Raw genomic sequence first — 12,935 nt, forward strand, 5'->3', positions numbered from 1 at the left:
GAAAGGCCTTCGCTGTGACCGAGAACTCCCCGGCCCTCCAGCCCCTCCGCGTCGCGATCGTCGGCGCCGGACCCGCCGGCATCTACGCCGGCAACATCCTCGCGAACACCGTGGCCGCCGGCGGCGGCGGCGTCGCCATCGACCTGTTCGAGTCGCTCCCGGCCCCCTACGGGCTCATCCGGTACGGGGTCGCGCCCGATCACCCGCGCATCAAGGGCATCGTGACGTCGCTCCACGAGATGCTCGCTGCCGGCACGATCCGCTTCATCGGCAACGTCGAGGTGGGCCGCGACATCGCCCTCGACGACCTGCGCGAKCGGTACGACGCCGTGATCCTCGCCACCGGCGCCATCCGCGACGCCGCGCTCGACATCCCCGGCATCGACCTGCCCGGATCGCACGGGGCTGCCGACTTCGTCTCCTGGTACGACGGGCACCCCGACGTCGCACGCGACTGGCCGCTCGATGCCGCCGAGGTGGCGGTCATCGGCAACGGCAATGTCGCACTCGACGTCGCACGCGTATTGGCCAAGCACGCCGTGGACCTCCGCCCCACCGAGATCCCCGACAACGTGCTCGCCGGGCTCGAGGCATCCGTCGTCACCGACGTCCACGTCTTCGGGCGCCGCGGCCCCGGCGACATCAAGTTCAGTCCGATCGAGCTGCGCGAGCTCGGCGAGCTCGCCGACGTCGACATCGTGCTCGCCGACGAGGACTTCGCCCACGTCGACGCCTCGAGCGCCACCACGAATCAGCTCAAGGTCATGCTCCGCATCCTCGATGGCTGGCGGTCCCGCCCGGCCACCGGTGCGAGCCGACGCCTGCACCTGCATTTCCACCACGCGCCGGTCGCGGCGCTCGGCACAGACCGCGTCGAGGGCCTGCGCTTCGAGCGCACCGTGCCGGTCGAAGGCGGCGTGGCGGGCACCGGCGAGTTCCGAGACATCCCGGTGCAGGCCGTGTACCGGGCGGTCGGCTACTACGGCAGCCCGGTGCTCGACGCACCATTCGACGATGCGGCAGGGGTCGTCCCGAACGTCGAAGGCCGGGTGATCGATCCGGCCTCGACCGCTCCCGTCCCGGGGCTGTACGCGACCGGCTGGATCAAGCGGGGACCCGTCGGCCTCATCGGCCACACCAAGAGCGACGCGATGGAGACGATCGCCCACCTGGTCGCCGATGCCCAGGCCGGAGTGCTCACCTCCCCGAGCGTGACCGACGACGTCCTCGAACTGCTCGCGGAGCGCGACGTCGCGTACACGACCTGGGACGGCTGGCTGGCCTTGGACGCCTACGAGCGCGAGCTCGGGCAGACGCACCGGCACGCGCGCGAGCGCGTCAAGGTCGTCGCCCGCGACGAGCAGGTGCAGGTCTCGCGCGCCGGAGCGCTGATCGGGTCGTGACGTATGTGATCGCCCTGCCGTGTGTGGACGTGAAGGACCGCGCGTGCATCGACGAGTGCCCGGTGGACTGCATCTACGAGGGTGACCGGAGCTTGTACATCCATCCGGACGAGTGCGTGGACTGCGGCGCCTGCGAACCAGTGTGCCCGATGGAGGCGATCTACTACGAAGACGACCTCCCCGAGGAGTGGTCGGACTACTACAAGGCGAACGTCGAGTTCTTCGACGAGGTCGGATCCCCCGGTGGGGCTGCGAAGGTCGGCGTGATCCACACCGACCACCCGATCATCGCCGCACTGCCCCCACAGGCCTGACGACCATGCCCGAATCGGCATTCGACGGGATGAGCGCGGCGGACGCGGCCGACGTCGTCGTGCTGGGCGGTGGCCCGGCAGGGCTGTCCGCGGCGCTGAACCTGGGGCGCTCGCGAACCAGCGTGGTCGTCGTCGACGCGGGGCGGCCGCGCAATGCCGCTACGCTGCGTTCTCACGGATTCCTGACCCGCGACGGGGTGTCCCCCCTCGAACTGCGCAAGCTCGCCCGCGCTGAACTGGCCGCCTATCCGGGGGTGCGCGTGCTCGAGCGCACTGCCGCCAGTGCCCTGCATCCGATGGATGCCTCCAGCGGCATGCGATTCATGGTCGGCCTCAGCGGGCGCAAGGCGGGCGCCCCGTCGGCGATCGCCGCCCGCTCGGTGATCGTCGCGACCGGGCTGCGCGAAACCCTGCCCGCCATCCCGAGCCTGCGCGCGTTCTACGGCATGAGCATGTTCAGCTGCGCTGCGTGCGACGCCTGGGAGCTGCAGGATCGCCCCCTCGCCCTGATCGGCGAGACCCCCGACCTCGCCGCGCGCGCCCGGCTCATCGCCCGGTGGACCGATCGGCTCACGGTCTTCACCAACGGCGCCGACATCATCGACGCGGCCGAGGAGGCCGAGCTCGCGGCATCCGGAATCATCGTCGAGCGCCGAGCGATTGACGACCTCGAAGGCGATCGCGGCGCCGTGTCGGCGCTGCGCCTGACGGACGGCACCCGGGTGCCGATCGACGGCGGATTCGTCCGGCCGCTCTGGCATCCGGCACTCGACTTCCTCTCCGGGCTCGACGCAGACCGCGATGGAGACGGCCACCTCGTCGTGGACGCCTCCGGGCGCACCTCGGTGCCCGGCCTGTATGCGGCGGGGGATGCCGCGGCCCCGGGTCCGCAGCAGCTCATCGTCGCCGCCGGCCAGGGTGCGCGCGCTGCCGCGGTGCTCGTGCACGATCTGGTCGGCGTGCGCACCGCCCACTGATCCCACCTCTTAGCCGGGCGGATTGAAGACCAATAAACGGCGCCGTGTCAACCCCATCGACCGTTTTCCTGATCCGGACGACGCTAGAACCATGACCGGACTCGCAGTCATCCTGCTCATCGTCGGAGTCGTCCTGCTTCTGCTGGGCCTCTTCGTCGAGGCAGCCAAGTTCCTCCTCTGGATCGGAATCGTCCTGGTGGTCGTCGCGATCATCGCCTGGCTGTTCCGCTATATCCGCCGCGGAACCTGACGGATGCCTCGAGACGAGCGGGACCATAACCCGGTGGCGATACGCCACCCCTAGGAAAAGGAGATGCACATGGGTATCGGAGACGACATCAAGCACACCGCCGAAAAGGCGACCGGCAAGGTCAAGGAAGAGATCGGCGACGCGACCGACAACGAGCGCCTCGAAGCCCAGGGCAAGGTCGACCAGGCCAACGCCCAGGCGAAGAAGGTCGGCGACGACGTCAAGGACGTCTTCAACAACTGACCTGCAGTTCCGATGCCCCCCGCTCCGTCAAGCGGGGGGCATCGGTGCGTCCGGAGGGTGCTCGGGCAGTTCAGCGCCTCGTCTGCTCCGACCCCGACAGCCGCTGCGCGAGGTAGATGGGCACGATCGAGACGACGACCATCACCACGGCGATGACCGAGACGATCGGCGCCTGGTTGGGCCGGAACATGTTGTTGAGGATGAAGATCGGCAGCGTCGTCACGCCCGAGCCCGCGGTGAAGGTCGTCACGATGATCTCGTCGAAGCTCAGCGCGAACGCGAGCAGGGACCCGGCCAGGATCGCCGACCGCAGCTGCGGGAACGTCACCAGCCGGAAGGTCGTCCAGACGCCCGCGCCGAGGTCGGCGGAGGCCTCTTCGAGGTTGATGCCCATGCGCCGCAGACGCGCGATCGCATTGTTGAAGACCGTGACGATGCAGAAGGTCGCGTGCGCGATGACCACCGTCCAGATCGACAGCGGAATGCCCATGATCGTGCGGAAGAAGTTGTTCAGCGCGATGCCCGTGATGATGCCGGGGAGTGCGATCGGCAGGATCACGAGAAGGTTCACCGCGCTGCGGCCGAAGAAGTCGAACCGCTGCAGGGCGAGTGACAGAAGTGTGCCGAGCACGATCGATATGAGCGTCGCGACGATCGCGATCTGAACGCTTGTGAGCACTGCCCCGACCGCGCCGGCGGACTGGAAGGTCTTGACCCACCACTCGAGCGTGAAGCCCGGCGGGGGCCAGGCGAGCGACGTCGACGTCGAGAACGAGTTCACGAGCACGACGAACAGCGGCACGTAGACGACCACCAGGATCAGGACCGTGACGATCCCGAGCGTGACGCGGGCGGACTTTCCGAGTCGCATCGGGGTCTCCTAGAGATTGTCCAGGGCGCCCGTGCGTCGCACGAGGGCCAGGTAGCCGAAGATGATGACGATCGGGATGAGCGCGATCGCGGCCGCGAGCGGCAGGTTGTTCGCGGCACCCACGTTCGTGTAGACCAGGTTGCCGAGCATCTGGGTCGTGCCGCCGACGATGTTCACGGTGATGTAGTCGCCGAGTGTCAGCGAGAAGGCGAAGATCGTGCCCGCAATGATCGCGGGCATCGCCAGCGGGAGCACTACGAGACCCAGCGTGCGCCAGCTCCTGCCACCGAGATCCGCGGATGCCTCGAGCAGTGAATCGGGCACACGCTCGAGTCCGGCGTAGATGGGCAGGATCACGTACGGCAGCCACAGGTACGCCAGCGTGATGATCGCCGCGGTCAGTCCGTACCCGGGCGTATGCAGGCCGAACGGCGCGAGAACCCACTCCAGGATGCCGTCCTGAGAGAGCACCGACCGCCACGCATAGGCCTTTACGAGATAGCTCGCCCACAGTGGCATCAGCACCGCGATCACCAGCAGACGCTGGACGCGAGGCGTGGCCACTTTGGCCATGAAGAAGGCGATCGGCAGGGCGACGACGACGTCAATGAGCGTCACGGCCAGGGCGATGCCCACGGTGCGCAGGGTCACCGTCTGGTAGAGCGCGCCGGTGAGCACCGTGATGATGTTGTCGAGCGTCCAGTCCGTGACGATCTCACCGGTGAAGCTGTCGACCTTCCAGAACGCCGTGATCAGCAGCAGCAGGAGCGCGACGATGTACACGACGCCCAGCCAGAACAGCGGCGCACTCAACAGCAGCCCGAGTCGGGCGCGCGGGTGTGTGCTCAGCCACGCCGACGCGCGCCGGTTCGGCGTCACGCGCGGCACCGGCACCGCCCTCGTCGGCGGGGACAGGTGGATCGAGTCGGTCATCGTCTTCCTCGGTGTGAGCCGGGGGCGGCTGCGGAGCCGCCCCCGGCTGTCGGTCGGGCGTCAGCCCTTGATCTCGGCCCAGGCTTCGGTCCACTTGGAGTAGTCGACGCACTCGACGTCGGTGCGACCGTCGACGCAGTCGGCGATCGGCGTGGTCCAGTACCAGATCTGGGACGCGTACTCCGCGTCGCCGGCGTGGTAGGCCTCGCAGTCGTCGCGGTAATCGCAGGCGGCGTCGCTGGACGGCGCCTCACCGAAGTACGCGGTCGCCTGAGCGTTGACCTCGGGGCTGGCGATCCAGTCCAGCCACGCGTAAGCGCAGTTGGGGTTCTTCGCCTGCGATGCGATCATCCACGTGTCCGACCAGCCGGTCGCGCCCTCTTCGGGCAGGACCACATCGGTGGTCGCGCCTTCGCCGGCGAGGACGTTCTGGATGACCTGCCATGTGGTGCCGGCGACCGAGTCGCCGGTCTGGAAGGCCTGGATCTCCTTGAGGTAGTCCGACCAGTACTCGCCGACGTGCGGGCGCTGCGCCTTCAGCAGGTCGACCGCAGCCTGGAACTGCTCCTCGTCCAGCGCGTAGGGGTTCTCGATCCCGAGGTCCGGCTGGTGCGCCATGAGGTACACCGCGGCATCGGCGATGTAGATCGGCGAGTCGTACGCGGTGATGTTGCCGCTGTAGTCACCCGCTCCCTCGAACACGACCTCCCACGACGTCGGCGCCGGGGTCACGATCTCCGTGTTGTACATCAGGAGGTTGGCGCCATAGCCGTGCGGAACGCCGTAGGACTGGCCGTCGACCGAGTTCCAGGCCTGCTCCTTGAGGAAGTCGTAGACGCCCGCGTAGCTGGGGATGAGGTCGGTGTTCACCGGGGCGACGTCGCCCGCGGCGATGAGGCGGAGGGTCGCGTCGCCCGAGGCCGCCACGACATCGTACTCGCCGGTCTTCATCAGGCTGACCGCCTCGTCCGAGGTGCCGTACGACTTCGAGGTGACCATGCATCCGGTCTTCTCCTCGAACCCGGTCACCCAGTCGACGGCGGGGTCGTTGCTGCCGTCTTCGACGTAGCCGGGCCAGGCGATGATCGAGACCTGACCTTCCATCTCGCCGAGCTCGTCGGCCTCCTCTGACGGGGCTGCGCTGCCACCGCCTGACGTGCCGCAGCCGGCCAGGATGGCGATCGAGCCGATCGCCAGTGCGGTCGCGGCATATCGCGCCCCGCGTGTCAGTCGCATCATGGTGTGCTTCCTCTCTCGGTGTGCTGTGGTGCTGTGCTTCCCGGGCCGTGGCCCGCGGATCGGTGCCGGCTCACATGCCGGGCGGAACGACGAGCGGCACGACATCCGCGTCGTGCCAGGTGACGTGCACGCGATTGCCGCGCTCCTCGTCGGCGTCGCGAGCCCGGTCGTTGGGCTCGAGCACCGTCACGCGCATACCCGCATCGAGATCGATGACACGACGGATGCCGCTGCCGAGGTAGATCGATTCCACGAGGGTGCCCGGAGCCGAGCGCTCGCCCGCGCCGGTCGCCGGCTGACTGCCGAGCGTCAGCTTCTCCGGGCGGATCGAGTGCTCTCCCGCGCGTCCGATCAGCGAGGTGGAGCGATCGAGGTCGAACAGGTTGGAGGTCCCCACGAAGTCGGCCACGAAGCGCGACGCCGGCCGCTCGTAGAGATCCCTCGGCGTCCCGAGCTGCTCGATGCGGCCATCGTGGAAGACGGCAACCCGATCGGAGAGTGTCAGCGCCTCCTCCTGGTCGTGTGTGACGAAGATGAACGTGATGCCGAGGTCGCGCTGGATCTGCTTGAGCTCCACCTGCATCTGCTCGCGGAGCTTGAGGTCGAGGGCGCCGAGCGGCTCGTCCAGCAGCAGCACCTTGGGCTGCACGACGGTCGCGCGGGCGAGGGCGACGCGCTGACGCTGACCGCCGGACAGCTGCGAAGGCTTGCGCGCGGCCATCTGCTCGAGTCGCACGGCCTCGAGAGCCTTCATCGCCCGCTCGCGGCGTTCTGCGCGTCCGACGCCCCGGACGCGCAGTCCGTACGCGACGTTGTCGAGCACGGACATGTGCGGGAAGAGCGCATAGTCCTGGAAGACCGTGTTGACGTCGCGATCGAACGGGGCCTTCTTGGTCACGTCCTGGCCGAAGAGCTCGATGGTTCCGGCGCTCGGCTGCTCGAAACCGGCGATGAGGCGCAGCACCGTGGTCTTGCCCGACCCGGACGGTCCGAGCATGGAGAAGAACTCGCCGGCAGCGATCTCGAGGTCGACGTGGTCGACGGCGGTCACCGCTCCGAACTCTTTGGTGAGGCCGTTCAGCCGGATGGCAGGCTGCAGGTCGTTCATAGACGATCTCCTTCGATTGTCGAAGCAAATTTAATCATATGGATCCATATGTCAAAAGGGTGGCGACCGTGTTACGGTCGTGTCACGGTTGGGGAGGAGGACCTTCCCGATCGCTCCGCATCTGGGAGAGATCCGCCATGCCGCACGCGACAGGACGAGTCGACGCCGCGCGCGCCGTCGTGTTCGCGCCCCTGGATGGCACCGGCCGGGCCGAGCTGGTCGAGCAGCGGCTGACCGACGCGATCGTCAGCGGAGTTCTGCGCGACGGCGAACGTCTGCCCAGCGAGTCCGACCTCTCCCGCAGTCTCGGCGTCGCACTCGTCACCGCGCGCGAGGCGCTCGAGGGCATGCGCGACAAGGGCCTGGTGCGCACCCGGCGCGGCCGCGACGGCGGCAGCTTCGTCACCTACGACCGCGAGAGCGCGGGACGGATGCTGGAGTCCCGGCTTCGGGGGCACAGCCGCATCGAGCTGCGCGATCTCACCCTCCACGTGGGCGCCATCGCCGGCACCGCGGCCGAAGGCGCCGCGGACCGTGCGACCGAGGACGACCTCGAGGCCCTGGTGGCCATCGACGAGCAGGCCGACCTCACGACCGCCGGAGGTGCGCGACGCGCGGTCAGTCGCTTCCAGCTCGAGGTCGCCGCGATCAGTCAATCCCCGCGGCTTGTGCACGAGGAGATCCGGCTGCAGGGCGAGGCCGGGCCGCTGCTCTGGCTCTGCCTGCGCGAGCAGGAGTACCGTGACCGCAGCAGATCGGCGCGGCTCCACGTGATCCGGGCGATCCGCGACGTCGACCCCGACACTGCTCGCCGGGAGACCATAGCCCACGTGACCGGTGCGTTCGAGTGGCTCATCGACGAACGGGCGCGACTGGAAAGAGCCGCTCTGATCGTCGCCGACGCGGCATCCGTCTCCCGCCGAAAGGAATCCGAATGAGCATCACGATCAGCACCTCTGCGATCGGCGTGGCCACCTCGGTCGCCGACACCTTCGATGCCCTCTTCGCCACGATCGACGGCTGGCGCGACGCGCTCGCGGCTCAGTTGTCTGCGGGCGAGCCGCTGACCGCGGGATTCATCGACCCCGTCGTCGAGTCCTTCGCCGTGCCCGCGCTCGAAGCAGATGAGCTGATCACCGGGGCCGGATTCGTCGCCGCACCGGGGGCGCTCGCCGACGCCGAGTGGCATCTGGCGTGGTGGCTGCAGGGACAGGATGCGCCCCGCCGGCTCGCGACCATCGACGACCCCGCGCACGAGCAGTTCCGCGACTACACCGCGCTCGAATGGTGGCGCGTGCCGGCCCGCACCACCGCACGCCACCTCACCGGCCCGTACGTCGACTATGTCTGCACCGACGACTACGCCGTCACGATCACGACGCCGGTCATGCACGAGGGGCGCATGATCGGGGTCGTCGGCATCGATGCCCTGGTCGACCGCCTCGAGCATGAACTGCTGCCGGTGCTGCGCTCGAGCGGCGGCGCGGCGACGATCGTCAATGCCTCCGGGCGGGTCGTGACCTCGACCGATGCCCGGCGCGAGCCGGGGTCGCTGCTGCGCCTCGACGGACTCGCCGACGCGCTGGCAGACCACCGCGCCGGCCGCACGCAACCGCGCGCGCTGCCTACGGGCGCAACGCTGCTCGCCTGCGGTGACACGTCACTCAACCTCGTCACCGGCGTCTGAGCAAGCCCTCTCAGAGCCCGCCACTCTCCGCCGCGCCTGCGCCGGCGCGTGGATCGACCAGCCACTCCTCGACGCCTTCGTCGAGGCGCGCACGCAGCTGGTCGTCGGTGAGACGGCCGAGCAGTGCATCGGTCACGAATTCCGAGAGCGCGTTCTGCAGCTCGATGTAGTGGACGAACCTCGGCCGTACGTACGCACCCTCGAGCGTTGCCCGCGTGCCGCGGAAGAAGTCGAGTGAGTCGGCGTTGGTGCGGTCGCTGTCCCATGCCACGGCGTTGCCGGGCTGACCTCCCCCGTCGTAGTAGACACCCTGCTGCACCCCTGCCGAGTCGAGCCAGAAGGCGTGGGCGATCGCCTGGTCGGGATGCTTCGTCAACGCCGAGACCGCGATGCCGGCGCCGCCGAGAATGGAGCCGCGCACGCCCTCGCGCGAGGACGGGATGTCGGTGTAGGTGAGGCGATGCGACCGGAAGCCGGCGCGGCTGTAATTGTTGTAGCCGTACAGCAGGGGCGCGTAGGCGAACCGGTCACCCGAGCTCAGCGCATCCGCCGTCTGGATCGGATTCCACGTGCTGTTCTCGGCGGGGACGAGCGCGGCCAGCCGGCGCAGCGTCTCCATCGCCTCGGCGAGTCCATCGGCGCTGAGGAAGGCGCCGGGCGTGCGCATCGGCTCCTCGCCATTGCCGGACGCGACCGTCACGAGGCTCGAAAACGAGTCGACGGGCTTGTGCGGCCACAGCACGCGCCCCTGCGCAGCGAGTGCCAGTACGCCCGCCCAATCGCGGGGCGGCTCGGGCAGCAGATCCGCGCGATAGGCCGCGACCTGGGCCGCGGCATCCGTCGCCAGCCCCCATTGGCCACCCGCATGCGCGTACGTCGCATGAGATGCGCCCACGGACTGCTTCGCCAGCACGGCGAGTTCGTCATCGTGCCCGGCACCGTCGAGGCGTGCGAACAGACCGTTCTCGGCCGCGAACGGGATGTGCGGATGGTCGATGACCAGCAGGTCGTACTCCTCGACGAGGGATTCGAGCGGCTGATCGGCGAACGCCTGGAGCGAGCGCTGGTCCCAGCGGACCTCGACGTCGGGCGCGACAGTGCGGTAGGCCGTGGCCGCGGCCGCCACGCTGCCGTAGCCGCGGGCGTGCTCCCACGTGATGCCTCGGAGGACTGTAGTCACCGTGTCGTTTCCCTCTGTGCGGGTGAGTGGCTAGGCGGATGGCAGCGTCAGCACGCCGGCGATGCGGCGAGGGATGTCGCTCGCGCCGTCGCGGAGCTCTTCGGGCAGCGCGTGCGCAGGCGCATCCTGGTAGGCGACCGGGCGCAGGAACCGGCGGATGGCGCTCACGCCCACCGAGGTGTGCTGCGAGTTCGTCGATGGCCAGGTGCCGCCGTGGTGCTGAGCCCACGCCACGCGCACGCCCGTGGGATAGCCGTTGAAGACGATGCGGCCGGCACGGGGGACGAGCTCACGGACGAGTTCATCGGTCAGCACGGCTTCGCCGGGCTGGGAATGGATCGTCGCGGTCAGCGAGTCGGGCACGGCATCGAGGGCGCGCAGGACATCGGCGACGTCCCGGTAGCGCGCCACGACGATGAGCGGACCGAAGGCCTCTTCGGTCACCTCAGGGGTGACATCCGCCGCATCGATCTCCAGCACCGTGGGCGACGCGCGGAATCCCTGTGCCCCGTCGTCCTCGCCCAGCCCGATCACCCTGGCGCGGCCGTGTTCGACGAGCCGAGCCCGGATCTCTCCGAACGATGCGCCGATCCGCGCGTTGAGGAGCACCTGAGGCGGCGCGGCGGCAGCCCGCTGCGCCAGCCCGGCGACGATGGCGTCTCCATCGCCGTACGGCACGAACGCGACGCCCGGCTTGGTGCAGAACTGGCCCGAGCCGAGGGTGAAGGACCCGAAGAGCGCCTCGGCGATCGCATCGCCCCGCTCCCGCGCGGCACCGGGCGTCACGACCAGCGGGTTCAGGCTGCTGAGCTCGCCGTAGAACGGAATCGGCTCGGGCCGCTGCTCGATGATCGCGAGCAGAGCGCGCCCGCCGTCGAGGGATCCGGTGAAGCCCACCGCGGCGATGCGTGCGTCGGCGACGAGTGCGCGGCCCGCGCCGGTGCCGAAGACGATGCCGAGCGCGCCGTCGGGCGCGCCGTAGGTCTGCGCCGCGGCGGACAGGGCCGCATGGGTGGCTGCGGAGGTCTCGGGGTGTGAGCCATGAGCCTTGACGACCACCGCGTTTCCGGCGGCGAGCGCTGAGGCGGTGTCGCCGCCTGCAACGGAGAACGCGAAGGGGAAGTTGCTCGAGCCGAACACGGCGATGGGCCCGATCGGGATCAGCATGCGCCGGAGGTCCGGCCCCGGTCCGATCGGAGTGTCGCCGGCGTGATCGATGGTGGCCTCGAGGTAGCCGCCGTCGCGCAGGGCTTCGGCGAACAGCCGGAACTGGAAGGCCGAGCGGCCGACCTCGCCCGTCAGGCGCGCGACGCCGAGTCCGGTCTCCCGATCCGCGATCGCCACGAGCTCGTCGCGATGATCTTCGAGGGCCGTGGCCAGGGTCTCCAGGAGCCCTGACCGCCACGCGCGGCTCGTCCAACGCAGGTCGTCGAACGCCGCGGCCGCCGCGCCGACGATGGCAGCGACATCCGCGTCGGTGGAGGCCTCGATGTCGGTGGCGCGCGTCTCACCCGTGCGCGGATCGGTGGTCGTCAGCGTCATGGGAGCAGGCTCCGCTTCGCGAGATTCTCGAACAGCGCGGCGATGCCGAACGTCCACGGCTCGATCTGCTCGCTGAACCGCACCCGGTTGGTGAGGGCGCCGAGGCGGGGTTCGGCGATCCGCACGATGTCGTCGATGTGATGGGTGAACCCCCGGCCTGGCTCGTCGCGGTCGTCCACCGGTGCGAAGAGCGTCCCGAGGAACAGCACGAAACCGTCCGGGTACTGATGATGATCGCCGATGACCTGGGCGACGATGTCGAGCGGATCCCGCGCGATGGCCGAGAGCGGGCTCTCCCCCACCATCGAGAAGCCATCGGCACCCTCCACCGTGAGGGTCACGACCGCCGTGCGCACATCCTCGATCCCGTACGAGGCGTCGAACAGCCGCAGGAACGGTCCGATGGCCGCCGAGCCGTTGTTGTCCTTGGCCTTGGGGAGCAGCAGCGCCGAGCGGCCCTCGATGTCGCGCAGATTGACGTCGTTGCCGAGCGCCGCGCCGACCACTTCGCCGCGCGACGAGACGACGAGCACGATCTCCGGCTCGGGGTTGTTCCACTGCGACGACGAGTGCACGCCGACGTCGACGGCGGTGCCGACCGACGCCAGCACGGGCGCCTTCGTGAAGACCTCGGCGTCGGGCCCGATGCCGACCTCGAGGTACTGGCTCCACAGTCCTCGCTCGATCAGCGCCGCCTTGACCCGCGCGGCTTCGGGCGACCCGGGCACGAGGGTGTCCAGTTCGCCCCCGAGCGCCTCGGTGATCTCGGCGCGTATGCCGAGCGCGGCATCCATCTCTCCGCGTGCGCGCTCCTCGATGATCCGCTCCAGCATCGAGATGGGGAACGTCACGCCCGCGGCCTTGACCACCTGCAGATCGATGGGCGAGAGCAGCCACGGCCGCCCGAGATCGCGCGTGTCGGGTGCGGTGTTCGCGAGCAGTTCATCGAGCGATCCGAGCAGGGGACCGGATGCCGCGGCCACCGCCGCCGCCGGCTCTGGCGTCTCGGTCACCGCGCGCATGGTGGCGAAGCTCGCGCTCAGATCCACCACGCCCTCGGCGCGGATGGCGACGACGCTCGGGCCGCCCACGGCGGGATCCCACGCCCGGCCGACGAGCACGCCGGTCGTGCCGTCTTCGGGGAGCAGGGAGTCGGTGTCGGTGGTGTGCAGGCGCGTCATGCGCTCC

Annotated in this window: 14 protein-coding genes; 7 read left to right on the forward strand and 7 right to left on the reverse strand. The window is 69.3% G+C overall.

Annotated elements, in window-relative coordinates:
- Positions 1-14 precede the first annotated feature (14 nt).
- From ACXJ3V_RS07320 to ACXJ3V_RS07340, 5 genes are all read left to right on the forward strand, one after another.
- On the forward strand, positions 15-1,403 hold the full coding sequence (locus tag ACXJ3V_RS07320) for an FAD-dependent oxidoreductase (RefSeq protein ID WP_457099621.1): 1,389 nt from the start codon (positions 15-17) through the stop codon (positions 1,401-1,403).
- A complete protein-coding gene (gene fdxA / locus ACXJ3V_RS07325; protein ID WP_457099622.1) occupies positions 1,400-1,717 on the forward strand; it encodes a ferredoxin in 318 nt (105 codons plus the stop codon). Before ACXJ3V_RS07320 ends, fdxA begins: the two co-directional genes overlap by 4 nt.
- A gap of 5 nt (positions 1,718-1,722) precedes the next feature.
- Positions 1,723-2,694, forward strand: a complete 972-nt coding sequence (locus ACXJ3V_RS07330; RefSeq protein WP_457099623.1) for an NAD(P)/FAD-dependent oxidoreductase — start codon at positions 1,723-1,725, stop codon at positions 2,692-2,694.
- 91 nt (positions 2,695-2,785) lie between these two features.
- The gene (locus tag ACXJ3V_RS07335; protein WP_457099624.1) at positions 2,786-2,944 is read left to right on the forward strand and encodes a hypothetical protein; all 159 of its coding nucleotides are present in this window, start codon (positions 2,786-2,788) and stop codon (positions 2,942-2,944) included.
- A 69-nt stretch (positions 2,945-3,013) separates the two neighbouring features.
- The gene (locus ACXJ3V_RS07340) at positions 3,014-3,187 is read left to right on the forward strand and encodes a CsbD family protein (RefSeq protein ID WP_457099625.1); all 174 of its coding nucleotides are present in this window, start codon (positions 3,014-3,016) and stop codon (positions 3,185-3,187) included.
- A 70-nt stretch (positions 3,188-3,257) separates the two neighbouring features.
- Here the strand turns inward: ACXJ3V_RS07340 and ACXJ3V_RS07345 are convergent, their stop codons facing one another.
- The 4 genes from ACXJ3V_RS07345 to ACXJ3V_RS07360 all read right to left on the reverse strand — a co-directional run bounded on the left by ACXJ3V_RS07345 (position 3,258) and on the right by ACXJ3V_RS07360 (position 7,338).
- Entirely contained in the window at positions 3,258-4,058 is an 801-nt protein-coding gene (locus ACXJ3V_RS07345) for an ABC transporter permease (RefSeq protein WP_457099626.1), read from the reverse strand.
- Positions 4,059-4,067: 9 nt separating this feature from the next.
- Positions 4,068-4,991 carry an ABC transporter permease gene (locus tag ACXJ3V_RS07350; protein ID WP_457099627.1) on the reverse strand — a complete coding sequence of 308 codons (924 nt, stop codon included), beginning with the start codon at positions 4,989-4,991 and terminating at the stop codon, positions 4,068-4,070.
- Positions 4,992-5,051: 60 nt separating this feature from the next.
- Positions 5,052-6,230, reverse strand: a complete 1,179-nt coding sequence (locus ACXJ3V_RS07355) for an ABC transporter substrate-binding protein (protein ID WP_457099628.1) — start codon at positions 6,228-6,230, stop codon at positions 5,052-5,054.
- A 70-nt stretch (positions 6,231-6,300) separates the two neighbouring features.
- Positions 6,301-7,338, reverse strand: a complete 1,038-nt coding sequence (locus ACXJ3V_RS07360; protein ID WP_457099629.1) for an ABC transporter ATP-binding protein — start codon at positions 7,336-7,338, stop codon at positions 6,301-6,303.
- A 137-nt stretch (positions 7,339-7,475) separates the two neighbouring features.
- Here ACXJ3V_RS07360 and ACXJ3V_RS07365 point away from each other — a divergent pair, with 137 nt between their 5' ends.
- Positions 7,476-8,276 carry a FadR/GntR family transcriptional regulator gene (locus ACXJ3V_RS07365; RefSeq protein ID WP_457099630.1) on the forward strand — a complete coding sequence of 267 codons (801 nt, stop codon included), beginning with the start codon at positions 7,476-7,478 and terminating at the stop codon, positions 8,274-8,276.
- Positions 8,273-9,025, forward strand: coding sequence for a PDC sensor domain-containing protein (locus tag ACXJ3V_RS07370; protein ID WP_457099631.1), 753 nt, complete (start codon positions 8,273-8,275; stop codon positions 9,023-9,025). The genes ACXJ3V_RS07365 and ACXJ3V_RS07370 overlap by 4 nt, the downstream gene beginning before the upstream one ends.
- A 10-nt stretch (positions 9,026-9,035) precedes the next feature.
- On the opposite strand, the gene ACXJ3V_RS07375 is transcribed toward ACXJ3V_RS07370, so the two are convergent.
- Genes ACXJ3V_RS07375 through ACXJ3V_RS07385 form a run of 3 tightly spaced genes read right to left on the reverse strand, consistent with a single transcriptional unit; the run spans position 9,036 to position 12,928 of the window.
- Positions 9,036-10,205, reverse strand: a complete 1,170-nt coding sequence (locus ACXJ3V_RS07375; RefSeq protein ID WP_457099632.1) for an extracellular solute-binding protein — start codon at positions 10,203-10,205, stop codon at positions 9,036-9,038.
- Positions 10,206-10,235: 30 nt separating this feature from the next.
- Positions 10,236-11,747 (reverse strand): aldehyde dehydrogenase (NADP(+)), encoded by a 1,512-nt coding sequence (locus tag ACXJ3V_RS07380; RefSeq protein WP_457099633.1) that lies wholly within the window; start codon positions 11,745-11,747, stop codon positions 10,236-10,238.
- Positions 11,744-12,928: a fumarylacetoacetate hydrolase family protein gene (locus ACXJ3V_RS07385; RefSeq protein ID WP_457099634.1), complete on the reverse strand. Its 1,185-nt coding sequence runs from the start codon at positions 12,926-12,928 to the stop codon at positions 11,744-11,746. Before ACXJ3V_RS07385 ends, ACXJ3V_RS07380 begins: the two co-directional genes overlap by 4 nt.
- Positions 12,929-12,935 lie beyond the last annotated feature (7 nt).

The organism is Microbacterium sp. P5_E9 (assembly GCF_054049175.1).

Coding starts and splice junctions, on each gene's coding strand:
- ACXJ3V_RS07330 (WP_457099623.1), top strand. CDS start 1,723: ATGCCCGAATCGGCATTCGACGGGATGAGCGCGGCGGACGCGGCCGAC.
- ACXJ3V_RS07340 (WP_457099625.1), top strand. CDS start 3,014: ATGGGTATCGGAGACGACATCAAGCACACCGCCGAAAAGGCGACCGGC.
- ACXJ3V_RS07370 (WP_457099631.1), top strand. CDS start 8,273: ATGAGCATCACGATCAGCACCTCTGCGATCGGCGTGGCCACCTCGGTC.
- ACXJ3V_RS07335 (WP_457099624.1), top strand. CDS start 2,786: ATGACCGGACTCGCAGTCATCCTGCTCATCGTCGGAGTCGTCCTGCTT.
- ACXJ3V_RS07355 (WP_457099628.1), bottom strand. CDS start 6,230: ATGATGCGACTGACACGCGGGGCGCGATATGCCGCGACCGCACTGGCG.
- ACXJ3V_RS07365 (WP_457099630.1), top strand. CDS start 7,476: ATGCCGCACGCGACAGGACGAGTCGACGCCGCGCGCGCCGTCGTGTTC.
- ACXJ3V_RS07360 (WP_457099629.1), bottom strand. CDS start 7,338: ATGAACGACCTGCAGCCTGCCATCCGGCTGAACGGCCTCACCAAAGAG.
- ACXJ3V_RS07345 (WP_457099626.1), bottom strand. CDS start 4,058: ATGCGACTCGGAAAGTCCGCCCGCGTCACGCTCGGGATCGTCACGGTC.
- ACXJ3V_RS07385 (WP_457099634.1), bottom strand. CDS start 12,928: ATGACGCGCCTGCACACCACCGACACCGACTCCCTGCTCCCCGAAGAC.
- ACXJ3V_RS07350 (WP_457099627.1), bottom strand. CDS start 4,991: ATGACCGACTCGATCCACCTGTCCCCGCCGACGAGGGCGGTGCCGGTG.
- ACXJ3V_RS07380 (WP_457099633.1), bottom strand. CDS start 11,747: ATGACGCTGACGACCACCGATCCGCGCACGGGTGAGACGCGCGCCACC.